Origin of the sequence: Acidovorax sp. 100 (assembly GCF_003688355.1) — a bacterium.
GTDB classification, from domain to species: domain Bacteria; phylum Pseudomonadota; class Gammaproteobacteria; order Burkholderiales; family Burkholderiaceae_C; genus Acidovorax; species Acidovorax delafieldii.
This window is the reverse complement of sequence record NZ_REFD01000001.1, coordinates 3,015,239-3,039,659: the sequence shown is the minus strand read 5'-3', so window position 1 is coordinate 3,039,659 and position 24,421 is coordinate 3,015,239. Positions and strand designations below refer to the sequence as shown.

General features: G+C 61.2%; 22 protein-coding genes and 2 tRNA genes. 9 read left to right on the top strand and 15 right to left on the bottom strand.

All coding sequences use genetic code 11. From position 1 onward, the window contains the following. Positions 1–127 precede the first annotated feature (127 nt). From prfB to C8C96_RS14025, 6 genes are all read left to right on the top strand, one after another. A protein-coding gene (prfB, locus tag C8C96_RS14055; RefSeq protein ID WP_099730502.1) for a peptide chain release factor 2 occupies positions 128–1,232 on the top strand; the annotation gives its coding sequence in 2 pieces (ribosomal slippage) (positions 128–208 and positions 210–1,232; 1,104 coding nt in all). 9 nt (positions 1,233–1,241) lie between these two features. After that, the gene (locus tag C8C96_RS14050) at positions 1,242–1,916 is read left to right on the top strand and encodes an HAD family phosphatase (protein WP_056746407.1); all 675 of its coding nucleotides are present in this window, start codon (positions 1,242–1,244) and stop codon (positions 1,914–1,916) included. Beyond that, the gene (gene pepN, locus C8C96_RS14045) at positions 1,900–4,656 is read left to right on the top strand and encodes an aminopeptidase N (RefSeq protein WP_121942700.1); all 2,757 of its coding nucleotides are present in this window, start codon (positions 1,900–1,902) and stop codon (positions 4,654–4,656) included. Before C8C96_RS14050 ends, pepN begins: the two co-directional genes overlap by 17 nt. A 23-nt stretch (positions 4,657–4,679) precedes the next feature. Further along, complete coding sequence (locus C8C96_RS14040; protein WP_121942699.1) at positions 4,680–5,687, top strand: class 1 fructose-bisphosphatase; 1,008 nt, start codon at positions 4,680–4,682, stop codon at positions 5,685–5,687. Positions 5,688–5,698: 11 nt separating this feature from the next. Then, a tRNA-Thr gene (locus C8C96_RS14035) sits at positions 5,699–5,774 on the top strand. Between the two features lie 358 nt (positions 5,775–6,132). Then, positions 6,133–6,339, top strand: a complete 207-nt coding sequence (locus C8C96_RS14025) for a hypothetical protein (protein WP_225581271.1) — start codon at positions 6,133–6,135, stop codon at positions 6,337–6,339. Between the two features lie 81 nt (positions 6,340–6,420). Here C8C96_RS14025 and C8C96_RS14020 read toward each other — a convergent pair whose 3' ends face one another. From C8C96_RS14020 to C8C96_RS13955, 14 genes are all read right to left on the bottom strand, one after another. After that, entirely contained in the window at positions 6,421–6,732 is a 312-nt protein-coding gene (locus C8C96_RS14020) for a single-stranded DNA-binding protein (RefSeq protein ID WP_121944021.1), read from the bottom strand. Positions 6,733–6,968: 236 nt separating this feature from the next. Further along, positions 6,969–7,045, bottom strand: a tRNA-Pro gene (locus C8C96_RS14015). 30 nt (positions 7,046–7,075) lie between these two features. Then, on the bottom strand, positions 7,076–7,510 hold the full coding sequence (locus C8C96_RS14010; protein ID WP_056746443.1) for a MerR family transcriptional regulator: 435 nt from the start codon (positions 7,508–7,510) through the stop codon (positions 7,076–7,078). A 97-nt stretch (positions 7,511–7,607) separates the two neighbouring features. Beyond that, the gene (locus tag C8C96_RS14005; protein ID WP_056063789.1) at positions 7,608–7,934 is read right to left on the bottom strand and encodes an integration host factor subunit alpha; all 327 of its coding nucleotides are present in this window, start codon (positions 7,932–7,934) and stop codon (positions 7,608–7,610) included. Between the two features lie 25 nt (positions 7,935–7,959). After that, positions 7,960–10,407 (bottom strand): phenylalanine--tRNA ligase subunit beta, encoded by a 2,448-nt coding sequence (gene pheT, locus C8C96_RS14000; protein ID WP_121942697.1) that lies wholly within the window; start codon positions 10,405–10,407, stop codon positions 7,960–7,962. Positions 10,408–10,479: 72 nt separating this feature from the next. Further along, positions 10,480–11,532, bottom strand: coding sequence for a phenylalanine--tRNA ligase subunit alpha (pheS, locus tag C8C96_RS13995; RefSeq protein WP_056063795.1), 1,053 nt, complete (start codon positions 11,530–11,532; stop codon positions 10,480–10,482). 101 nt (positions 11,533–11,633) lie between these two features. Next, the gene (rplT, locus tag C8C96_RS13990) at positions 11,634–11,993 is read right to left on the bottom strand and encodes a 50S ribosomal protein L20 (protein ID WP_005795139.1); all 360 of its coding nucleotides are present in this window, start codon (positions 11,991–11,993) and stop codon (positions 11,634–11,636) included. A 26-nt stretch (positions 11,994–12,019) separates the two neighbouring features. After that, complete coding sequence (gene rpmI, locus C8C96_RS13985; protein ID WP_008904041.1) at positions 12,020–12,223, bottom strand: 50S ribosomal protein L35; 204 nt, start codon at positions 12,221–12,223, stop codon at positions 12,020–12,022. A gap of 183 nt (positions 12,224–12,406) precedes the next feature. Further along, positions 12,407–13,015, bottom strand: coding sequence for a translation initiation factor IF-3 (gene infC / locus C8C96_RS13980; protein ID WP_082522461.1), 609 nt, complete (start codon positions 13,013–13,015; stop codon positions 12,407–12,409). Positions 13,016–13,095: 80 nt separating this feature from the next. After that, a complete protein-coding gene (gene thrS / locus C8C96_RS13975) occupies positions 13,096–15,015 on the bottom strand; it encodes a threonine--tRNA ligase (RefSeq protein ID WP_121942696.1) in 1,920 nt (639 codons plus the stop codon). Between the two features lie 517 nt (positions 15,016–15,532). Next, positions 15,533–16,447, bottom strand: coding sequence for a glycosyltransferase family 32 protein (locus tag C8C96_RS13970; RefSeq protein ID WP_121942695.1), 915 nt, complete (start codon positions 16,445–16,447; stop codon positions 15,533–15,535). Between the two features lie 96 nt (positions 16,448–16,543). Continuing rightward, a complete protein-coding gene (locus C8C96_RS13965; RefSeq protein WP_147455684.1) occupies positions 16,544–17,329 on the bottom strand; it encodes a hypothetical protein in 786 nt (261 codons plus the stop codon). A gap of 230 nt (positions 17,330–17,559) precedes the next feature. Next, complete coding sequence (gene aceA, locus C8C96_RS13960; protein ID WP_055402695.1) at positions 17,560–18,891, bottom strand: isocitrate lyase; 1,332 nt, start codon at positions 18,889–18,891, stop codon at positions 17,560–17,562. A gap of 252 nt (positions 18,892–19,143) precedes the next feature. After that, complete coding sequence (locus C8C96_RS13955; protein ID WP_121942693.1) at positions 19,144–19,566, bottom strand: gamma-glutamylcyclotransferase; 423 nt, start codon at positions 19,564–19,566, stop codon at positions 19,144–19,146. 93 nt (positions 19,567–19,659) lie between these two features. Between C8C96_RS13955 and C8C96_RS13950 the strand changes: the two genes are divergently transcribed. Continuing rightward, entirely contained in the window at positions 19,660–20,571 is a 912-nt protein-coding gene (locus C8C96_RS13950; protein WP_233584324.1) for a DMT family transporter, read from the top strand. A gap of 76 nt (positions 20,572–20,647) precedes the next feature. Here the strand turns inward: C8C96_RS13950 and rraA are convergent, their stop codons facing one another. Further along, positions 20,648–21,169 carry a ribonuclease E activity regulator RraA gene (gene rraA, locus C8C96_RS13945; RefSeq protein ID WP_121942691.1) on the bottom strand — a complete coding sequence of 174 codons (522 nt, stop codon included), beginning with the start codon at positions 21,167–21,169 and terminating at the stop codon, positions 20,648–20,650. A gap of 434 nt (positions 21,170–21,603) precedes the next feature. Here rraA and C8C96_RS13940 point away from each other — a divergent pair, with 434 nt between their 5' ends. After that, positions 21,604–21,924: an SWIB/MDM2 domain-containing protein gene (locus C8C96_RS13940; protein WP_015014555.1), complete on the top strand. Its 321-nt coding sequence runs from the start codon at positions 21,604–21,606 to the stop codon at positions 21,922–21,924. Positions 21,925–22,194: 270 nt separating this feature from the next. Then, the gene (locus C8C96_RS13935; RefSeq protein WP_056063815.1) at positions 22,195–24,417 is read left to right on the top strand and encodes a TonB-dependent siderophore receptor; all 2,223 of its coding nucleotides are present in this window, start codon (positions 22,195–22,197) and stop codon (positions 24,415–24,417) included. The last annotated feature ends 4 nt before the right edge of the window (positions 24,418–24,421 follow it).

Below are 24,421 nucleotides of genomic sequence, written 5' to 3'. Positions count from 1 at the left end.
CACTCAGAGCCCACACGCCGGCCTGCGCAGATCCGGCGGCGGTCTGGCACAAAGGGCATTAGCAGGGCACCTGCCCGTCCCATGAGAAAATCGCGGGTTATTCCACAGAACACGCAGGACAAGAATCATGGACGCAGAACGCATCAACCTCATCGGCACCACCCTCAGCGACCTGGCTCTGCGCACGCAAGAGTTACGGAGGTATCTTTGACTTCGATGCCAAATTTGAACGCCTGCGCACGGTAAACGCATCGCTGGAAGACCCCTCCGTCTGGAACGACCCCAAGAAGGCCCAGGAGCTGGGCAAGGAACAAAAGTCGCTCTCCAGCGTGGTCGTCACGCTGGACAAGCTCACCCGCGATCTGGCCGACAACGCCGAGCTGTATGAGATGAGCAAAGAGGAAGGCGATGAAGCCGGCCTTTTGACCATCGAGTCGGAAGCCGCCACGATGCGCGCAGCGGTGGAAGAGCTGGAGTTCCGCCGCATGTTCCGCAACGAGGCGGATCCGCTCAATTGCTTTGTGGACATCCAGGCAGGCGCTGGCGGCACGGAAGCCTGCGACTGGGCCAGCATGCTGCTGCGCCAGTACCTCAAGTACGCCGAACGCAAGGGCTTCAAGGCCACGGTCGAAGAAGAAACCCCGGGCGACGTGGCCGGCATCAAGAGCGCCACGATCAAGATCGAGGGTGAGTACGCCTTCGGCCTGCTGCGCACCGAAACCGGTGTGCACCGCCTGGTGCGCAAGAGCCCGTTCGACAGTTCAGGCGGCCGCCACACATCGTTCGCCTCGCTGTTCGTGTACCCCGAAATCGACGACTCCATCGAGATCAACATCAACCCTGCCGACGTGCGCACCGACACCTTCCGCGCATCCGGCGCGGGCGGTCAGCACATCAACAAGACCGACTCGGCCGTGCGACTCACGCACATCCCCACCGGCATCGTGGTGCAGTGCCAGGACGGTCGCAGCCAGCACAGCAACCGCGACGTGGCATGGCAGCGCCTGCGCAGCCGCCTGTACGACTTCGAGATGCGCAAGCGCATGGAAGAGCAACAGAAACTGGAAGACACCAAGACCGACGTGGGCTGGGGACACCAGATCCGCAGCTACGTGCTGGACAACAGCCGCATCAAGGACCTGCGCACCAACGTTGAAATCTCGGCCACGCAGAAGGTGCTGGACGGCGACCTGGACGCTTTCATCGAAGCTTCGTTGAAGCAAGGCGTCTGAGCGATGCGGATGCGCACCGACGCCATCATCTTCGACATGGACGGCACCATGATCGACTCCATGCCCTGGCACGCCCAGGCGTGGGTAGAGTTTGCACGCCGCCGGGGCATGGACATCGACGTGCCCGACCTCATGGCCCGCACCACGGGCCGCAATGGCACCGAGTGCATCGTGGAACTGTTGGGACGCCCCGTGTCGCAGGACGAGGCCGACGCGCTCACGCACGAAAAAGAAACCATCTACCGCGAGCTGTTCGCCCCGCGTTTCTCCGAAGTGGCGGGCTTTCGCCAGTTTGCGGCCCAGGTGCGCGCGCGTGGTCTCAAGGTGGCGGTGGGCACCGCGGGTGACATCGGCAACGTGGAATTCGCACTGGGCCACCTGGGCCTGGAACCCGCGCCCCAGGCCATCGTGCGTGGCGATGAGGGCCTGCCCGGCAAGCCCCAGCCCGCGATTTTCCTGGAGGCGGCACGCCGCATCGCGGCAGCGCCCGAGCATTGCATCGTCTTTGAAGACGCGCCTTTCGGCATCGAGGCAGCGCGCCGCGCGGGCATGCGTGCCGTGGCCATCTGCAGCACCCACACGCCCGAACAACTGGCCGGGCCCCATGTGCTGGCCGCCGTGCGCGACTACACCGAACTCATGAACACCGACTTTCTGGAGAGCATCCATGTTGCAACTGCATAAAGCCGACGGAAGCGGAGACGGCGCGGCCCCGGCCATCGCCATCCGCCGCGAGGACTACACCGCCCCCGCCTACTGGATCGACAGCGTCGAGCTGACCTTCGACCTGGACCCGAACAAGACACGCGTGCTCAACCGCATGACGCTGCGGCGCAACCCCGACGTGGCGGTGCAGCCGCTCAAGCTCGATGGCGATGACCTGAACCTGGCACGTGTGCTGGTCAACGGCCAGGGCACCTCGTTCAAGATGGAAGGCACCCGCCTGGTGCTGGAGAACCTGCCAGAAGGCTCCGAGCCCTTTGCGCTCGAAATCTTCACCACCTGCTGCCCCGCCAAGAACACGCAGCTGATGGGCCTGTATGTGAGCCAGGGCACCTTCTTCACGCAGTGTGAGGCCGAGGGCTTTCGCCGCATCACCTACTTCCTGGACCGCCCGGACGTGATGGCCAGCTACACCGTCACACTGCGCGCCGACAAGGCCCAGTACCCGGTGCTGCTGTCCAACGGCAATCTGGTGGACAGCGGCGACCTGGAAGACGGCCGCCACTTTGCCAAGTGGGTGGACCCGCACAAGAAGCCCTGCTACCTGTTCGCCCTGGTGGCAGGCAAGCTGGTGGCCCGCGAGCAGAAGATCAAGAGCCGCTCGGGCACCGACCACCTGCTGCAGGTCTACGTGCGCCCCGGCGATCTGGGCAAGACCGAACATGCCATGAACTCGCTGATGTACAGCGTGGCCTGGGACGAAGCCCGCTTCGGCCTGCCGCTGGACCTGGAGCGCTTCATGATCGTCGCCACCAGCGACTTCAACATGGGCGCCATGGAGAACAAGGGCCTGAACATCTTCAACACGAAGTACGTTCTGGCCAGCGAATCCACGGCCACCGACACCGACTTCGCCAACATCGAAAGCGTGGTGGGCCACGAGTACTTCCACAACTGGACGGGCAACCGCGTGACCTGCCGCGACTGGTTCCAGCTCAGCCTGAAGGAAGGCCTCACGGTCTTCCGCGACCAGGAATTCAGCATGGACCTCGCGGGCAGCCCCTCCGCCCGCGCCGTCAAGCGCATCGAGGACGTGCGCGTGCTGCGCACCGCCCAGTTCCCCGAAGACGCGGGCCCCATGGCTCACCCGGTGCGGCCCGACAGCTACGTCGAGATCAACAACTTCTACACCGTCACCATCTACGAAAAGGGTGCGGAAGTGGTGCGCATGCAGCACAACCTGGTGGGCCGCGAAGGCTTTGCCAAGGGCATGAAGCTGTACTTTGAACGCCACGACGGCCAGGCCGTGACCTGCGACGATTTTGTGCGATCAATAGCCGATGCCAACCCGGGCAGCCCGCTCACGCAGCACCTTGGGCAGTTCAAGCGCTGGTACAGCCAGGCCGGCACGCCCCGCGTGCGCGCCACGGGCCGCTACGACGCTGCCACGCGCTGCTATGCACTCACGCTGTCGCAAAGCTGCGCCCCTACGCCCGGCCAAAGCGAGAAGTTGCCCTTCGTCATCCCGGTCGAGCTGGGCCTGATCGATGCCGCCACCGGTGCCGCCCTGCCCTTGCACCTCGCAGGTGAAGGCGCTGCAGAAGGCGCAGTCCACGCCACCTCGCGCGTGGTCGTGCTCACCGAGGCATCGCAGACCCTGACCTTCACCAACCTGGACAGCGAGCCTGTGTCATCGCTGCTGCGCGGGTTCAGTGCCCCCGTGGTGCTGGACATCGACTACACCGACGCGCAGTTGCTCACGCTGCTGGCGCACGACGCCGACGCTTTCAACCGCTGGGAAGCTGGACAGCGCCTGGCACTGCGAATTGCTATTAATACAATAGCTAATGAAGCATATGCAACAGGCGCTACCGGCCGATTTGAGCAAACCATCCTGTCGACAGCGTTTGTAGAGGCGATGCGCAGCGTGCTGCGCAACCCGGCCCTGGATGCGGCGTTCAAGGAGCTGGTGCTCACGCTGCCCTCCGAGACGTACATCGCCGAGCAGCTGGACGTGGTGGACCCGCAGCGCATCCACGCGGTACGCGAAGCCATGCGCGAAGAGCTGGCACTGGCGCTGCAGGCCGACTGGGAAACCGTCTGGGAACAGAACCAGGACACCGGCGGCTACCGCCCCGACCCCGTCTCCTCCGGCCGCCGCGCACTCAGTGGCCTGGCGCTACACATGCTGTGCATTGCCGCGCAAAAGACAGGCGATGTGGTCTGGCCTGGCAAGGCGTACCAGCGCTTCAAGGTCGCGGGCAACATGACCGACCGGTTCAATGCCCTCACGGCCCTGGTGGCCAGCGGCAGCGAACTGGCCACACCCGCCCTCGCCCGCTTCCATGCGCTGTTCAAGGACGAGCCCCTGGTCATCGACAAGTGGTTTGCACTGCAAGCGGGTGCGCCCGACCGTGGCGGCAACGTCTTGCCCGCCGTGCGCCAGCTCATGCAGCACCCGGACTTCAGCCTGAAGAACCCCAACCGGGCGCGCAGCGTGATCTTCAGCTACTGCAGCGCCAACCCCGGTGCTTTCCACCGGTCGGACGCTGCGGGCTACGTGTTCTGGAGCGACCGCGTGATCGAGCTGGACGCCATCAACCCGCAGGTTGCGGCCCGCCTCGCGCGCGCGCTCGACCGCTGGAAGAAGCTGGCGGACCCCTGGCGCAGCGCCGCGCGCGAGGCCATTGCTCGCGTGGCCGCCAAGCCTGATCTGTCCAACGACGTGCGCGAGGTAGTGACCCGCGCACTCGCCGAATAAACCACGACCGAGAAGAGACTGACATGGCAAAAAGCATCAGCCTGACCCGCTACCTTGTTGAACAACAACGGGTGGACGGACTCATTCCCTCGCAACTGCGCCTGCTGCTGGAAGTGGTGGCCCGCGCGTGCAAAAGCATCAGCCACGCCGTGAACAAGGGCGCACTGGGCGGTGTGCTGGGCACAGCCAGCAGCGAAAACGTGCAGGGCGAGATCCAGAAAAAGCTCGACATCATCGCCAACGAAGTGCTGATCGAAGCCAACGAATGGGGCGGTCACCTGGCGGCCATGGCGTCTGAAGAAATGGACGGCATCTACCTGGTGCCCAACCGCTACCCCCAGGGCGAATATTTGCTGCTGTTCGATCCCCTCGATGGCTCCAGCAACATCGATGTGAACGTGAGCATCGGCACCATCTTCAGCGTGCTGAAAAAGCCCGACGGCGACCGTGGCGTGGAGGAAGGCGACTTCCTGCAGCCCGGCACCCAGCAAGTGGCCGCGGGCTACTGCATCTACGGCCCGCAGACCACCCTGGTGCTCACCGTGGGCGATGGCGTGGCCATGTTCACGCTCGACCGCGAACAGGGCTCCTTCGTGCTGACCGAGGAGAACGTGCGCATCCCCGAGGACACCAAGGAATTCGCGATCAACATGAGCAACATGCGCCACTGGGACGAGCCCGTGAAGCGCTACATCGACGAATGCCTGCAGGGCAGGGAAGGCCCGCGCGGCAAGGACTTCAACATGCGCTGGATCGCCAGCATGGTGGCCGATGTGCACCGCATCCTGACCCGTGGTGGCGTCTTCATGTACCCGTGGGACAAACGCGAGCCCAACAAGCCCGGCAAGCTGCGCCTGATGTACGAGGCCAACCCCATGGGCTGGCTGGTAGAACAAGCCGGAGGCGCTGCCACCAATGGCAAGCAACGCATCCTCGACATCCAGCCCACTCAGCTCCACGAGCGCGTCAGCGTGATCCTCGGCTCAAAAAATGAGGTGGAGCGCGTGACCAGCTACCATTCCACGCTATAATCCAAGGCTAAGCCGGTGTAGCTCAGTCGGTAGAGCAGCTCATTCGTAATGAGAAGGTCGGGTGTTCGATTCATCTCTCCGGCACCAAATGAAAAGCCCTGATTCGCAAGAGTCAGGGCTTTTTCATTGGCTGCTCAGGAGTAACAACTTCGCCCACCGCTGGACAACAAGAACTGGCGGTGCGACCAATGGGTGGCGCAGATCAACCCACTGCCGGAACATGCGATACAGCGTTGCCAACTGGAAGCGCCGCCACTTGGCGCGGCCACCGCCATCGTCAACAATGGTGTCGCGCGTGTGTTGCATCCGCCAGATGGCAGCTTAGGTGTTTGCAAACATCGGCAACTGATGCAGACTGTGCGCTTCAGCTTGCCACCACAGGTTGCCTGGTCAACTGGCAACAGACCGCACACCAAAGTCTCACACCTCCACTACCAGCACCATCATGAGTGTCGAACGCAGAGGCAGCATGGACCGCCGCACTGGCAAGGATCGCCGCCAGGAAGAAAAAGGTCCTCCCACCAATTTCGAGCGGCGCCGAGCCATCGAGGCGCGCCAGCCCGAATTGACAGAACTACACATGAGCGAGGATGAGCTCAAGGCATTGGGCTTTGCGCCCACCCCCAAAGGCAGCCCTCGCAAGACAGGCTAGGTACAGCGCCTGGTCCGGGTGCGCTTGTGGGCGCGCCCTGCTGCGCGTGTCATCCCATGGCACAGCTTGCGCTGCATATGCCTACTGCTCGATGCCAGAGAGCGGCAGGCTGATCAACCGGTGTGCCACCATATCCAGCGCGGGCCTCGCGTTGCCTTGTTTGTCCGTCCAGACACGAGGATTCAAGCTGCCGGAAAGCGCCACCGAATCACCGTCGCGCAACTGGTGAAGCGACGCGCAGAGACCCTCGTCAAAGGCGATGACGTTGATGAAAAGCACTTCGCCCTCTGCCGTGCTGGCTCTCACCTTCGCCAGTGTGTAGGCCTTGCCCGCTTTGTCCGTGCGGCCCTCCGCCTCACCGTAAAGCCGTCCGGCTACCAAGCCATCAATCATGAAGGTCTCCATGCCCATCGTGGGCGTATTGTTGCGCCCCTCCCAGGCCCCGTCATCACTGCACTGCCGATGCCACCGGCAAGGGCGCCTGACGTCGCCGCACGCACGGCACGCAAGCACAGTGTGTGCATGGAGCGATGCGCCACCACCGAACCGCAACGCTGACGCCGTTAAAACCAGCGGAGGAGAAAAGCAAAAAAGCCCAGAACCTTTCGGCTCTGGGCTTTTGCTATCAATGGTCGGCGTGGCGGGATTCGAACTCGCGACCCCTTGCACCCCATGCAAGTGCGCTACCAGGCTGCGCTACACGCCGACAAGACTTAGATTATATGCAGAAAAAAGCTCAGTTCAGAGAAAGTAGCGCACGAATTTCAAATAATTCTTGGCGCACTGCGTTGGAGTCCAGGGAGAAGCCCGCAGCAACGATGGAAAGGTCGCGCGCGCTGTCCACCAGCATGCTGGGTGGCTCTGCGTCCTGCGGCAGAGAAGCCTCGTCCGACCCAACAACTTCTCGCGCAGCATGTGCAAGCTCTTGCAGGCGATTGCGCGCTCCACTGATGGTGAAGCCCTGGTCGTACAGCAGATCACGGATGCGGCGAATCATCAGCACCTCATGGTGCTGGTAATAACGCCGGTTGCCACGCCGCTTCATGGGCCGCAGCTGCGTGAACTCCTGCTCCCAGTAACGCAAAACATGCGGTTTGACGCCGCACAGCTCCGCAACCTCACCAATCGTGAAGTACCGCTTGGCGGGAATGGAAGGGAGGGTGGTGCCCATGAGATGCGTGTTCAAACGGGAAAGCTTTCAAGCGTACTGCAGACCAGCCTGCACCGCCAGCCACCAAGAACATCTTGGCAACAAAAACAGCACAAACTCACGCAACAGCGGCCGTCTGAATCTGCTCCTTGAGCTTGCTGCTGGCATGGAAAGTCACCACGCGACGCGCCTTGATGGGGATGGCCTCGCCTGTGCGGGGATTGCGCCCGGGACGGGGAGCCTTGGTCCGGATCTGAAAGTTACCAAACCCCGAAAGCTTCACGTCCTTGCCTTCGACAAGGCTTTGGGCAATCAGGTCGAAGAAGGCATCGATCATGTCCTTGGACTCGCGCTTGTTCAAGCCGATCTGATCGAACAACAGATCCGCCAACTGCGCCTTGGTCAGTGCCGGTGTTTCCAGGCTTTCAACTGCGAATTCGATCATGGCTCGTCACTCCCCTTGGACATCATCACACCCGCAGACGGGCGCCCGTGCGCTGCGTCAACTGAGTGATCACGGATTGCATCGCTGCGTCGATTTCTGCCTCGGTGAGCGTGGCTTCATCGCGCCCCAGAGTGAGGCGCACGGCCAGGCTCTTCTCGCCGGGGGCCAAGCCACCCGCAGGCGCCTCTTCGCCCGCCCGCAGCGCCTTGGGCCGATACACGTCAAACAGCACGGCAGAGCGGAGCATGCCACCCGGAACGGCCTGCTCTACCGCACCCATGATGTCGGCGTGCGTCACGCGCTCTGCCACCACCACGGCCAAATCGCGCTCGACAGCCTGGTGTTTGGTCACCGGCTTGAACTGAGGCACCACACGCTGCAGCACGGCGTCAAGCTCCAGTTCGAACATCACAGGCGCCTGAGGCAGGTCCCACGACTGGCGCCACTGTGGATGCAATTCGCCCACGAAGCCGATAGCACGCCCATCGACCAGCACGCGGGCGCAACGGCCAGGGTGCATGGCAGGGTGGGTGCCGGGCTCGAACGTTGCGCGCAGGGGGGCCAGAAGCGCTTCCACGTCCCCCTTCACATCAAAGAAGTCGATGGCCTGGTCCTTGCGCCCCCACTGCAGCATGTCGTTCGGACCATACGCCAGGCCCGACACGCGCATGGGCTGGTGAAAGCCTTCGACCGTGGTGTCGGTGTTGCGCACGCCGCCGTCGCGCAGGAACACACGGCCCAGTTCGAAGACGCGCACCCGCTCGGCCTTGCGGTCCAGGTTGAACTTCAAAACTTGTAGCAGAGAACCCAATAAAGTCGAGCGCATCACGCTCATCTGACTTGCGATCGGATTGAGCAGCTTGATGGGTTGCGGGTTGGCGGCCAACTCGTGCTCCCAACGCTCTTCCACAAAGCTGAAATTGATCGTTTCCTGATACCCCAGTGCTGCCAGCGAACGGCGCACGGCAAACGGGCTGCGCGTGGCCTCAAGTGCCAGCTTGGGCGTAATGGGTGCCAGCGGTGGAGTGGTCGGAAGGTTGTTGTAGCCCACCATACGGGCCACTTCTTCGATCAGGTCTTCCTCGATGGTGATATCGAAACGGAACGACGGCGGCGTGACCGTGAGCGCACCTTCGCCCTGCACCACCGGCAGGCCCAGGCGGGTCAGCGCGTCGGCGCATTGCACCTGCGTCAGCGGCATGCCGATGACTTTGGCAGCACGCGCCACGCGCAGCGTGACGGGCTGTGGCACTGGCAAGTTCACCACTTGGTCGTCCATAGGGCCGCATGCCGTATCGGCCGTACCGCAGATGTCAATGACGAGTTGGGTAATGCGCTCGATGTGCTCCACCGTGAGGCTCGGATCCACGCCGCGCTCAAAACGATGGCCAGCATCCGTCGAGAAGTTGAAGCGGCGCGAACGGCCTGCCACCGCCTTGGGCCACCAGAAAGCCGCCTCGATATAGATGTGCCGGGTGTCATCAGACACCGCCGTGGCGTCTCCGCCCATGATGCCCGCCAGCGATTCCACCTGGCTGTCATCGGCGATCACGCCCACCTTGTCATCCACTGTGATGGTGTTGCCATTGAGCAGTTTCAGCTGCTCACCCGGCTTTCCCCAGCGCACGTCCAGGCCACCATGGATCTTGTCCAGGTCAAAAATGTGCGAAGGACGCCCCAACTCAAACATCACATAGTTGGAAATGTCTACCAGCGGCGACACACCACGCTGGCCACAGCGTGCCAGGCGATCGAGCATCCACTGAGGCGTGGCAGCCCGCGTATTCACGTTGCGCACGATACGGCCGGAGAAACGGCCACACAGGTCAGGCGCGCTCACTTTGACGGGCAGTTTGTCCGCCAGCTTTGCGGCCACGGCAGGGAACGATGGATTTTTCAGCGGCGTACCCGTCAATGCGGACACTTCCCGCGCGATGCCATAGACGCTCAGGCAATGCGCAAGATTGGGCGTGAGCTTGAGCGTGAACAGCGTGTCGTCCAGGTTCAGGTGTTCGCGGATGTCCTGGCCCACGGGGGCTGAGGCGTCGAGCTCGAGCAGACCGCCATGGTCCTCTGACAGTTTGAGCTCACGGGCGGAGCACAACATGCCTTGGCTCTCCACACCGCGCAGTTTGCCCACCTTGATGAGGAAAGGTTTGCCATCGTCACCCGGCGGGAGCTCGGCACCCACCAGTGCGCAAGGCACCTTGATACCCACGCGGGCATTGGGCGCGCCACAAACGATGTTCAGCAGGGCGCCCTGCCCCACGTCCACCTGGCACACACGCAGGCGGTCGGCGTCTGGGTGCTGTACCGCCTCCTTGATCTCACCCACCACGATCTTGGTGAAAGGCGGGGCGACGGGGCGCAGCTCCTCCACCTCGAGGCCGGCCATGGTCAGCGTTTCGGCCAGCTCGGCCGTCGTCAAAGGGGGGTTGCAGAACTCACGCAACCAGGATTCAGGAAATTGCATAGTCGGACACTCTTGTACGGAAGGTGCGCAGCACGGCCACAGGGCACGCGCGCGGCGCGAAGTCGGCGGGCTTTACTGGAACTGCGACAGGAAGCGGATGTCGCCGTCAAAGAACAGGCGCAGGTCATTGACGCCATAGCGCAGCATGGTCAGGCGGTCGGGTCCCATGCCGAATGCAAAGCCGATGTACTTCTCAGGGTCAAGACCCATGTTGCGCACCACGTTGGGGTGCACCTGGCCCGAGCCCGCCACTTCGAGCCAGCGGCCTGCCAGCGGGCCCGTCTGGAACTGGATATCGATCTCGGCGCTGGGCTCTGTGAACGGGAAGAAACTGGGACGGAAGCGCAACACAAGATCGTCGCTCTCGAAGAACGTGCGGCAGAAATCCGTGAAGATGACTTTCAGGTCCTTGAAACTCACGTTCTCACCAATCCAGAGACCTTCGCACTGGTGAAACATGGGCGAGTGCGTAGCGTCGCTGTCCACGCGGTAGGTACGGCCGGGGGCAATGACGCGGATCTCGGGCATCGCCTGACCGGCATCGAGCGCAGCCCGATGCTTTTTGACATGCTGGACCGCATGACGGATCTGCATGGGGCTGGTGTGTGTGCGCAGCAGGTTGGGGGCGGTGGCAGTGCCGCCCTCCACATAGAACGTGTCATGCATGGACCGCGCAGGATGGTCTTCCGGCGTATTCAGTGCAGTGAAGTTGAACCAGTCGGTCTCGATCTCAGGGCCTTCGGCGACGTCAAAACCCATGGAACCGAAGATGCCCTGGATGCGTTCAAGCGTGAGCGACACCGGGTGCAAACCACCCTGCCCGCGCTGGCGGCCTGGCAGGCTCACGTCCAGTGCTTCGGCCTTGAGCTGCAATTGAAGTTCGGCATCGGCCAGAGCTTGGCGGCGAGCGGTCAGTGCAGCCTCGATGGCCTGCTTGGCAACGTTGATGGCTGCGCCGCGGGATTTCTTTTCCTCGACGGACAGCTGCGCCATGCCCTTCATGAGCTCGGTCACGCGACCTGACTTGCCCAGAAACTGCGCCTTGGCGTTTTCGAGGTCAGCAGGGGTTGCGCTTTGGGCAAACAGTTGCGTCGCGCTCTCGACCAGGGAATCCAACTCGTTCATATCGACTCTTGAAAATGAACAAGGGCTAGTGCCTTTTCAAGCCCTAGCCCTTGCTGTTATTGCGCAAGCAGCTATCAGAACGATAGCCGCTCATCGTGAACTCAAGCAGCCAGCTTGGCCTTGACTTGCTCCACGATGCTGCCAAAGGCAGCCTTGTCGTGCACTGCGAGGTCGGCCAGCATCTTGCGGTCGATCTCGATGGATGCCTTCTTCAGGCCGTTGGCGAACTGGCTGTAGGTCAGGCCCAGTTCACGGGCAGCGGCGTTGATACGGGCGATCCACAACTGGCGGAACACGCGCTTCTTGGTGCGGCGGTCACGGTAGGCATATTGCCCAGCCTTCATTACCGCCTGTTTGGCGATACGGAAGACGTTACCGCGGCGACCACGGAAACCCTTGGCAAGGGCGAGAACTTTCTTGTGACGGGCACGGGCCGTTACACCACGTTTGACGCGAGGCATGTATGTACTCCTTGTTCGTCAGTAAATTAAACGCCCATGCCGGGCAGCATCTGTGAAATCGAGCCCATATTGGTCTCGTGCACAGCAACCGCACCACGCAGATGGCGCTTGTTCTTGGTGGTCTTCTTGGTCAAGATGTGACGTTTGAAGGCTTGACCGCGCTTGACGGTACCACCTGGACGAACGCGGAAACGTTTTTTCGCGCTGCTCTTGGTCTTCATTTTGGGCATGTGAATGCTCCTTTTTCGTTGTGCTCGTGAGGCGTTTGCAAACCGATCTGCAAACTTGTTGGCCCCGAGCCACTTTTATCGAAAGGCTTTCACCTTCCGGTCGGCAGTGCTCGAAAGCCCCACCTTTTCAAACACCCCGCCCCTTCGGGCGTGGCGCTCAAAATCTGACACTGACTGGCAAACCTACGCCGCCGCACCCGTTGCAGGGGCCGCGCCTTCAGCCGCTGGCTTGGCCGCGGGCTTCTTCTTGCCCGGAGCAATCATCATGATCATCTGGCGGCCTTCCAATTTAGGAAACTGCTCAATGATGATGCTGTCAGCCAACTCGTCACGAATCCGGTTCAGCAAAGCCAACCCGAGTTCCTGGTGCGTGATTTCACGCCCGCGGAACCGCAGCGTGATCTTGCACTTGTCGCCATCCGCCAAAAAGCGGCGAATGTTGCGCATCTTGATGTTGTAGTCGCCATCGTCCGTCCCGGGGCGGAACTTGACTTCCTTGATCTCAATGACCGTCTGCTTGGCTTTGGCTTCTGCCGCACGCTTTTGCTCTTGGTACTTGAACTTGCCGTAGTCCATGAGGCGGCATACTGGTGGATTCGCCGTAGCGGCGATTTCCACCAGATCCACGTCCAGCTCACCGGCCATGCGCAAGGCCTCCATGAGGCTGACAACACCCAAAGGCTCGTTGTCTGGCCCGGACAGGCGGACTTCCGGGGCCATGATTTCACGGTTCAGGCGGTGCTTGCGCTCTTCCCGGTGGCGACGATCACGAAATTCAGTAGCGATGGCTATCTTCCTTGAATCAAAATGCTACAAATAAAGTAGCTACTTCCGCACAGTCCGCGAGCGGCAAAGCAGTTTTGTGTTCAAAATCAGGCTTTGGTGGCGATGTCACTAGCGATCAATTCAATGAACGCATCCACAGACATCACGCCGAGATCACGATTACCCCGGGCTCGCACTGCGACGGCGCCGGCTGCCTTTTCCTTGTCGCCTGCGACGAGGATGTAGGGCAGCTTTTGCATCGAATGCTCCCGTATTTTATACGTAATCTTCTCATTGCGCAGATCCAAGGCCACCCTAAGGCCTTGATTGGGCAGCGCTTTTTGCAGTTTTGCTGCGATTTCACGACAGTAATCGGACTGAGCGTCCGTGATGTTGAGCACCGAAACCTGCACGGGAGCGAGCCATGTAGGCAAGGCACCCGCGTGCTGCTCGATCAGAATGCCAATGAAGCGCTCCAAGCTACCCACGATGGCGCGATGCAGCATGATGGGCCGATGGCGGGCGCCATCTTCGCCCACAAACTCTGCGTCCAAACGCTCGGGCATATTCGGATCCACCTGAATCGTGCCGCACTGCCAGGGGCGCCCCAGCGCGTCCTTGAGCGTGTATTCGATCTTGGGACCGTAAAAGGCGCCCTCTCCGGGCAGGTATTCAAATTCGCAACCGGATGCCCTTAGACCCTCAGCCAAGGCGTTCTCGGCGCGGTCCCAGCTTTCCTCACTACCGATTCGCTTCTCAGGCCGTGTGGACAGCTTGTAGATGATGTCCGTGAACCCGAAGTCCTTGTAAACCTTCTGCAGCAACGTGGTGAACGCCACGACTTCGGACTGGATCTGATCTTCGGTACAAAAGATATGGCCGTCGTCCTGCGTGAAAGCACGCACGCGCATAATGCCGTGCAGCCCCCCAGTCGGCTCGTTGCGGTGGCATTGGCCGAACTCGCCAAACCGCAAAGGCAGGTCGCGGTAGCTCTTGATACCTTGCTTGAAGATGATGATGTGCCCAGGGCAGTTCATCGGCTTGAGCGCGTAGTCGCGCTTTTCCGACTCCGTGACAAACATGTTCTCGCGGTATTTGTCCCAGTGCCCGGTTTTCTCCCACAGGCCCTGGTCCAGGATCTGCGGCCCCTTGACCTCCTGGTAGCCGTTGTCGCGGTACACCCGGCGCATGTACTGCTCCACCTCCTGCCACACCGTCCAGCCCTTGGGGTGCCAGAACACTGTGCCAGGCGAGTGTTCGTCGATGTGGAACAGATCAAGCTCGCGGCCGAGTTTGCGGTGGTCGCGCTTTTCGGCCTCCTCCAGCATCGTCAAATACTGCTGCAGCTCATCCTTGGTAGCCCAGGCCGTGCCATAGACCCGCTGAAGCATCTCATTACGATGATCGCCACGCCAGTAGGCGCCAGCCACCTTCATGAGCTTGAAGAACTTGAGCTTGCCGGTGCTGGGCACGTGGGGGCCGCGGCACAGATCTTCGAAATTGCCTTCGCGGTACAGGCTCACGTCTTCGTTGCTGGGGATGCTGGCAATGATTTCGGCCTTGTAGTGCTCACCCAGGCCCTTGAAATACGCCACGGCCTCGTCACGCGGCAGCACGCGGCGCACCACGGGCTCGTCCTTGGCCGCCAGTTCGGCCATGCGCTTTTCAATCGCCACCAGGTCTTCAGGCGTGAAGGGGCGTTTGTAGGCAAAGTCGTAATAGAAACCGTTTTCGATCACCGGGCCGATGGTGACCTGCGCATCAGGAAACAGCTCCTTGACGGCATAAGCCAACAAGTGCGCGGTGGAGTGCCGGATCACCTCGAGACCGTCAGCATCCTTGGCAGTGATGATGGACAGCGGACGGTCGGCCGTGATCTGGTAGCTGGTGTCTACCACCTTGTCACCGATCTTCCCCGCCAAAGCAGCTTTTGCCAGACCCGAGCCAATAGAGGCAGCCACTTCGGCCACCGTGACAGGGCCCGGAAATTCGCGCTGCGAACCGTCAGGAAGCGTGATGTGAATCATGGAAGTAACTCTTTCTTTTCAATCAGTGCAATGGGTGCGGGCACGCGCCAGGCCCAGGAAACAAAAAAGCGCGGAACAGGTCCGCGCTTTTTGGAGGTGTGTGCAATCTCGTGCAGGCGCGAACAGCCGGCCTCAACGGCCGGTCAACATCTCCGATGTAGTTCGCGGTGTCATAACCAGATTGCCTTTCTCGCTCTTATTCAATGAAACAGTGCTTCATTTTACCCTCGACTAGAAATCGGCATTCAAACGCTGCGCATTTACCTCTCTCGAATGGCGTTTGTGCTACAGAGTAACGTGTCGTCAACACCGCGCGCGAATCAGGCAAAGACCATCCGGGCGTGGAGCAACAGTCGCCTCGTCGGATTTCGGCACACTCGACAGCGATGAGTTTGCGATCCCCCGCGTTTTGGCCCGATAGGTGCCGCGACCCAGAATCCCCCCCGCACCAGAGCACACCGCGAATGCCACGCACATAACCACCTGCAGGCGAGAGCAAATATCAAGCCTCCTTCACTCAACGCCGCAACTTAGCGATCAGTCGGTGCAAGAACCCAGGGGACGCCCTGGGCGCGGTGTCGAACCAGTCGGCAACACTCCAAGGCATTGACATTCCACGGTCGCCGCGAAACTTCTCATCCTGCGCACTGCGTCCAACGTCAAATCCAGCTGACGCATCTACATCGGTGGCGTAAATATCGCGCCGTCGCCACAGGTCGGAATACCCACTACCACCGGCAACCCCGAAGTCCAACAGACCTGGCGACCCCATCCGCTTTCTTTTGACGGCAACGATCCCATCACGCAAGATCAAACAATGCGCCTTTTCATCGGTAGGGAGATCAATGTCTCGGGCGGCTCTCGCGACCAGGTCTTTGCCGACCAGACCCGCTACACCCGTGACAAGATCTTGGGGCTCGCACACCATGGCCAACGCCTTGCCAAAAAGCGCTGGCCCCGTGGGACACAGCGGTGTATTCCCATAGTAGCCGCGACGCACGTTAGCGCAGATCATCTGGATGGCAGCTTCGAAGACCTTGTGTTTAGGGGGAGCGGAAAACACGCCATTGCTTGTATCCCACGGCGACGACCACATGAAATCGCGGAACACGATTACACGATGCGCGTCAACGGGCAGTGAACGCAAAAAATAATACGAGAGATCTGCGTAGACACCGCCATGTTCATACATGACGCAGTAACGAGCCAAGTCCGCCTTGTACGCCAAGGGCTTCAGCTGCACAAAAGCGTTCACTACCTCCGAAGAGAATTTTTGCTCGATGAATGCCGTCAGCTCTTCCTGCCCAAACAACTTGTGAGGGATTCGGGAATGCCTCTTCTGGAACGACCGGATGTTTTCAAGGATCAGCGGTGGCAAGGGCTCCCCATCAGACAGCCCTGACGGGCTGAGAAAAATACTGGTCAACAGCATTTCTCACCCGTCACCCAGAAGTGCCCGAAGACCGCAGGCGATCAACATCCGTGCCCATCGCTACAACAGTTGCAGCCGCAAGATCTTCGGCATGTTTCACGGATGCGCCGCATCCCAATCCTGCAGCCTTGCAAAATTACCAATCTCCATTGCCCTTGTCAGCGACCGGTGGTGCGCACCCAGCACTGTGGAGAGCAAGATTTTATGAGCCCCCCCAAGGTACACGGTCCTGGCCAGCTCTTCCTCCGACGAGCCACAATGTGGCAGCCTGATATCCATCAAGATCACGTCTCCCGCCTCCACAAAGAGGGACTGAATCAGCGCTGAGTCAGCGGGCTCGCTGGCGGAGTCCTTGTCGAGTGAACGCGGAACCACATGGGCACCGGGTACGACCTTCAGGCTTTTGCCAGCCTGCAAGTACACCAGCGCTTTGTACACGCCGCCGCCCTCGGCCCCCCAACACAAATCTGTAGTGAGGTGATGCTGATATTTCCCCCTCAGCAAATCCACATGCCACGCTTGTGATCGGTTGACGGTGATATCGCTCAGACCGATTGATCGCGGCCTTCCCGCGCCTGAGGCCGCACCCAGCACTTCCAGTATCTGTGCGTTTCCAGAGATCCAGGTGTGAAGCGGCTCCAGATCCGGATACCGATGAAAACCTGCAAGATGACGCGCCGATGGATGGGGACGTGTTTGCTTCAGAAAACCAAGGTTGCCCAAGACCAACGCCCTGGCCCACTCGACTTGACTCAACGGGAACAACCCCGGCAACACGACACATCCCTGCGCCCGAAGGGTCTCCGCTTTTTCCGCTACCTCACTCGGGGTCATCCGCAATATCTTTCGATCAAAAGCCGCCAGGATCAACGGGTCATACACGGTTGCAAAAGCACCCTCTAGCGCAGCTCTGCTTCGCTTTGGTTCGATGTAACTCGAAATGGGGAGTGGCGCTTGGTGGTTATATCAGTCGGAGGAACAAAAGCATCCAATTCTGCATTCGCGCTGGAAGGACAGCACCTTTTCATGACGCCAGTTCACAACAAAAAAGCCCGGGGGTCGCCCGGGCTTCCAGCTTCCCCCTGCCGATAGGCAGAGGCTGAAACTCCATCTCAGTGGAACTGCTCTTCTTCGGTCGAACCCGTCAGGGCCTTCACGCTGGATGAACCGCCCTGGATCACCGTGGTCACATCGTCGAAGTAGCCTGCACCCACTTCCTGCTGGTGCGACACGAAGGTGTAGCCCTTTTCGCGTGCTGCGAATTCTGGCTCTTGCACCATTTCGGTGTAGTGCTTCATGCCTTCGCCCTGGGCGTATGCATGGGCGAACTGGAAGGTGTTGAACCAGTTGATGTGGATACCGGCCAGCGTGATGAACTGGTACTTGTAGCCCAGAGCCGACAGGTCTTCCTGGAACGACGCGATCTGCTTGTCGTTGAGGTTCTTCTTCCAGTTGAACGATGGCGAGCAGTTGTACGACAGCAGCTTGCCAGGGCAGGCAGCGTGCACAGCTTGCGCGAATTCACGGGCAAAGCCGATGTCTGGCACGCCGGTTTCGCACCACACCAGGTCGGCATAGGGAGCGTAGGCCACGCCGCGGCTGATGGCTTGTTCCAGGCCGTTCTTCACGCGGTAGAAGCCTTCTTGCGTGCGCTCGCCGGTCAGGAAGGGCTTGTCGTTGGCGTCGTGGTCGGACGTGATCAGGTTGGCAGCTTCGGCATCGGTGCGGGCGAGCACGATGGTGGACACGCCCATCACGTCAGCGGCAAAACGTGCGGAGATCAGCTTTTCGCAGGCTTCTTGTGTAGGCACCAGCACCTTGCCACCCATGTGGCCGCACTTCTTGACAGCGGCCAGCTGGTCTTCGAAGTGAACGCCTGCAGCGCCCGACTGGATCATGTTCTTCATCAGTTCGAAGGCGTTCAGCACACCACCGAAACCGGCTTCTGCATCGGCCACGATGGGCAGAAAGTAGTCGATAAATTCCTTGTCGCCGGGGTTGATGCCACGGCCCCACTGGATTTCGTCGGCGCGCTTGAAGGTGTTGTTGATGCGGCGAACCATGGTGGGCACCGAGTCGTAGGCGTACAGCGACTGGTCGGGGTACATGGTCTCGGACGTGTTGCCGTCAGCGGCCACTTGCCAGCCCGACAGGTACACGGCTTCGAGGCCTGCCTTGGCCTGCTGCATGGCCTGGCCGGCGGAGATCGCGCCGAATGCGTTCACATAGCCCTTCTTGGCGCCGCCGTTGATCTTGTCCCACAGCTTTTCAGCGCCGCGCTTGGCCAGCGTGTGCTCGATAGGCAGCGAACCACGCAGACGCACCACGTCGGCAGCGGAGTAACCGCGCTTCACACCCTTCCAGCGGGGGTTAGTCGCCCAGTCTTTTTCCAGGGCGGCAATTTGCTGTTCGCGGCTCAGTTGTTCGTTGAGGGATTGGGGCATGAGATCACTCCAGGGGTTGGTTGAAAACGCCGGGCTGCTGTGTGCCGCCCTTGAAGACAACTTTAAGTCTTCTATAAGACTTGCGCAAGCTCTTATGTCTTATAGAAGAGATAAATTTTCTTCTTTCAAAACAACCACTTAACCACGTGATTTCTCAATACAGAAATTGATTTCTCATATCGAGAAAAATTGCGGCAATGCAACATCTATCGCATTCCACATCAAGAAATTTTACTTTCGTATTATGAAAATTCAGAAAGGCGTAGTGCCAACTACCCTGAGCCAGTCGCCATGCTCGATCCGGCGTACGCCCTCTGCGTATCGGGGATGGATCTCGTACACCAGACAAGACAGCCGTTGGCCCTCAACTGTCACCACGATCTCGCGCTTGAGGTATTCGTCGATGGGGTGATCTCCGGTCAACCCTTCAATGGCATCCAGAACCTCCTCCAGCGCAGGCTCGATGGCGTACACCTCGCCATGCACCGGCTGATCGCCCCCCAGCGTCATGCCCGGATAAGCCCCCAGGTGAAACAACACTCCCGGCACATGCGCAAAACCAACCCAGTGTGGCGCAGGCAACAAGCGCGTGATGTCGTTCGACCCACCGCGGCGCAAGGTGCCGTATACAAACACATGGCGTGGGGTGCCAGCAGGCAAAGAAGGCTCGGGCATGATGCGCAGTCTTTTTTGATTGAACAGCGCCCCAGTCTAGTGAATACGCCCGCTCCCAGCCGCCCTTTCGCCTATTTGTGCCTGGCCCTCAGCATGTCGCTGGTGGGCAGTTATGTGGCACTCTCCAAACCCCTGGCAGCCGTGCTGCCCGTGCTCTTGCTGGCCTGGATGCGCTTTGGCATCGGGGGCATCGCCATGCTGCACTGGCTCAAGAAGCCCGCCAACGAGCCGGCACTGACACCGCAAACCAAACGGCTGCTGTTCCTGGAGTCCTTTCTGGGCAACTTTCTGTTCACCATCTGCATGATCTATGGCGTGAGCCTGACCGACGCTGTCTCCGCAGGGGTGACCATGGCAGCCATTCCTGCAGCCGTGGCATTGATGGGATGGGCATTTCTGGGTGAACGGGTGGCGCCTCGCACCTGGATGGCGGTGCTCTGTGCGGTGATTGGCATTGCCCTGTTCTCACTATCAAAACCAGAGCACGCAGCGCATATGGAACCTGCACTTGGAGCCAAAAACACTGCAAACCATGCCTGGTGGGGCCAAATGCTGCTGCTGGGGGCAGTGATTTGCGAGGCCGCCTACACGGTGATCGGCAAGAAGCTCACCGGCAGCCTGGGGCCCAAGCGCATCACCTCGCTCATCAACCTGTGGGGCTTTGTGCTGACGACACCGTTTGGCCTGTACCTGGCGCTGGACTTCCCGTTTGCCTCGGTGGGATGGGGCACCTGGCTATTGCTGCTGTTTTATGCGCTGGCCGCCTGCATGTGGACGGTGTGGCTGTGGATGACCGGGCTCAAGGCCGTGCCCGCTGCGCAAGGCGGTGTTTTCTCGGTCATGCTGCCGGTGAGTGCTGCACTGGTGGGCGTGCTGTTTTTGGGCGAGGTATTGACGGGCCTGCAACTGGTCGCCTTTGTCATTGCCCTGGCCAGCGTGTTGCTGGCCACCCTGCCCTCGCGCGCGGCGCTGCGCGTAGGGCGGCGGAGCGGCGGCGCCGACTGACTGGCCCTTCGGCAACCGTCTTCACTATCCCACCACGGGGACTGGAGAGACTGGGCAGGACCAGAGAAGGCCGGACTCAGGCGTGCAAGGGCTGCGCACTGACCACGATGCCATCGGCATCGGCATACAGCCAGTCGCCGGGGCGCACGGGCACGCCCTGGATCGACACAGCCACATCGCGTTGCCCCTCGCCACGCCGCTCGGTGGGCAGCGGCATCAGCGCCAGCGCGCGGATGCCGACGGCTTCCGCGTTCAGCTCGGCCACGTCACGCACACAGCCGTCCACCACGATGCCGGCCCAGCCATTGCGGGCGGCGGCTGCCGCGAGGTTGCCGCCCACCAGGGCCCGGCGCAGCGAACCGCCGCCATCCACCACCAGCACCCGGCCCTCGCCTGCTGACTCGACAGCCGCCTTGACCTGGGTGTTGTCCTCGTGGCACTTTACGGTGGTGACGGGGCCCGCGAACGCGGCAACGCCACCAAAGCTCTGGAACACCGGGGGCAGCACGCGGAACGCACCGCTGGTGTCGCCCTTGTGGACGTCACAAAAGTCGCAGGTGGCAAACGGCGTGAGGGGAAGAGACGAAGCTGCAGCCATTCCAAGATCCTTTCAGTCAAGCAGACGGTTTCAACAATCAAACCCGCCCCAATGGCAGCGGCGAGCACGAACCCCACACCGAACGCCCCCCGCCGGGGTACACGCCTGCGGGCGAGCCGCGTTCGTTGAGCGGCAAATCTGTTGTGCAAGATTGTGCTGCAGCAGCAACCACCCCAGACGCGGTGCCCAACGCCGCCCCCAGAAGATGCCCCCGGGGAACCACACTTGAAACCCGCCCTCTGCCGCGTCTTTGTCAAGCCTGGCGCGCCTTGGCGGCCTATTTCTGCGGGGTGCGCGGCGCCACCGCTACAAATCGAGGCAAAAAAAGCCGTTTCTCCCTTGGAAACGCGTTTTTTTCCCATTAGCATCAGCCTGCCAGTGGGAAAGCGTCGTTTTCGCTGGTAAAAATTTATTCCCAACAAGGACAACCCAACATGGCAACTGCAAAAAAAGCTCCGGCAACCACAGCCCCAGCAGCCAAGAAGGCCGCTGCACCCGCCAAGAAGCGGACCCCTAACGCCGCTTTCATGAAGGCGCTCACGCCCAGCCCTGCGCTGGCCGCTGTGGTGGGCTCGGCACCTCTGCCGCGCACGGAGATCATCAGCAAGCTGTGGGTCTACATCAAGGCCAACAACCTGCAGGACGCCACCAACAAGCGCAACATCAACGCCGACGCCAAGCTCAAGGAGCTGTTCGGCAAGCCCCAAGTCTCCATGTTTGAACTGGCTGGCCTGATTGGCAAGCACGTCAAGTAAGCCCTGGCGCTTTGCGACCCGCGTCGCACCCGTAAAAGAACCGGCTCTGCCGGTTTTTTTACGCCCATACCCTGTCGAAGTGTGGCGCGCCCGCATCAATGCAAATGAGAATGACCCGCATTTGATGTAACATAAAGCTGCACGACGACGCACAGCCATGTTGATCTAGCCACTGCCTCTCGCCTGCTCTTGGTGCCCCTGCGCGCCACCTGCACACCCCTATTGACGGAGGCCCTCTTGGCTAAATCTCGCGCCCAGCGCCGCAGCGGCATGCTGCGTTCTTCTCCCGCATTCGTTGCTTCTCCCGCCACCCTGTCGCCCCAGGCTTCGCAATCCGACAGGGCTTTGCTGCCACTGGGCGCGCTGATGCTGGCCGCCTCGATGGGCGCCATGGCGCAGACCGGCACGTCCGAGACCACCCTGTCCACCGTGACGGTGAAGGAAGCCGCTGAAGTCCAGGGCAAAGACACCCTGCTCATCAAGAAGACCACCGTGGGCAAGGGCAAGCAGGACATCAAGGACATCCCCCAGTCCGTGACGGTGTTCACCGAAAAGCTGATGAACGACCGCAACCAGGACGACTTCCGCGAAGTGCTGCGCACCACGGCGGGCGTGACCTTCCAGTCCGGCGAGACCGGTGAAGAAGACGTGCGCCTGCGCGGCTTCTCGCTGGGCCTGGCGGGCGACATCTACGTGGACGGCATGAAGGACGCTCCGCTGATCGAGCGCGACACCTTCAACAACGACCGCATCGAAGTGCTCAAGGGATCGGCCTCCATGCTGTTCGGCAAGGGCTCGACCGGCGGCGTGGTCAACCAGGTCAACAAGTACCCGCTGCTGATCGACCAGCACGAAGCCGGCTACACACTGGGCACCGGCAAGTACCACCGCGCCACCGGCGACTTCAACTGGGTGACGGGCGAGAACTCGGCCTTCCGCCTGAACGCCATGGTGCAGGAGTACGACAACTACGGTGCCAAGCAGGACAAGCGCGGCATTGCACCCACCTTTGCCTGGGGCATCGGCACGCGCGACGAGTTCTCCGTCGGGCTGTACTACCTCGAATCCAAAGGCCGCCCGCTCTACAACCACCCCTGGCGCCTCTCGGCCGACGGCAAGATCAACATGCCGCTGGAAGCCGGCAAGTACTACGGCCTGGCCAGCGACCACAACGACACCACATCGCAGTACGTCACGCTGGGCCACATCCACCGCTTTGACGACAGCGGCGAGCTGACCACGCGCCTGCGCTACGGCAAGTACGAGCGCGACCTTCTGGCCAGCACCATCGGCTTCCAGAACAGCGCCATCACGCTGGACCAGATCAACAGCAACACCGTGCTGACCCGTGGCTCCAAGGGCCGCGTGGGCGAGAGCAATGTGCTGCAGGTGCAAAGCGACTACAGCAACACCTACAACTGGGGTGGCAAGAAGCACGCGGTGCTGACCGGCGTGGACTACTACGACGACGACGCCAAGCGCAACCAGAACTACGCCAACACCACCACCCGCCCCACCACCACCGTGGGCACGCCCAACGACGGCGCATGGGTGGCCGACGGCCGTGCGCCGGTGCAGTGGAACACGTTCACATCGCGCAACCTGGGCCTGTACTTCCAGGACACGGTCTCGCTGAGCGACACGCTCAAGCTGGTTGGCGGCCTGCGCTACGACAACTTCCGCGCCGCGTACCACAACGCCGCAGGCAGCCTGAGCAACTCGCGCTCCGACAGCCTGTTCAGCCCCCGCGTGGGCATGATCTTCCAGCCTGATGAGCTGACCTCGTACTACCTGTCGTACGGCACTTCGTACAACACCTCGGGCGACACCTACCAGTTTGGCAACCCCGGCACCACCACGGCACGCACCGCCAACACCGACCCAGAAAAGAGTCGCAACATCGAAGTCGGCGGCAAGTTCGAGCTGTTCGAGCGCCGCGCCCTGCTGGGTGTGGCCGCCTTCTACAGCCAGAAGTACAACGAGCGCAACACCGACCCCGACACCGCCGCCGCGCAGGAACTGCTCTCGGGCAAGCGCCACGCCACCGGCATGGAGTTCAACCTGGCGGGCCGCCTGACGCCGAAGTGGGAACTGTTCTTCAACCACACCTGGATCCCGTCGGCCAAGATCGACAAGAGCAACGTGGTGCTGGCCGCCAACGGCGGCGGCGCGCAGGTGCAGGGTGACCGACCCGGCCTCACGCCCAAGCACAGCGGCAGCGTGTGGAGCACCTACGCCGTCACCTCCAAGCTGCGTGTGGGTGCTGGCCTGACATACCGCGCCAAGCAGAACCCCGAGGGCTCGCGCGCCGTGTACGCCAGCGGCTTTGCCGTGGTGGACGCCATGGCCGAGTACGCGTTTGACGACAAGACCTCGCTGAAGCTGAACGTCAGCAACCTGTTCGACCGCACGTATGCCGAAGGCCTGTACCGCGGCTTCTACACGCCCGGCGCCCCGCGCGCTGTGCAGCTGACGCTGAAGACACGCTTCTGACGCA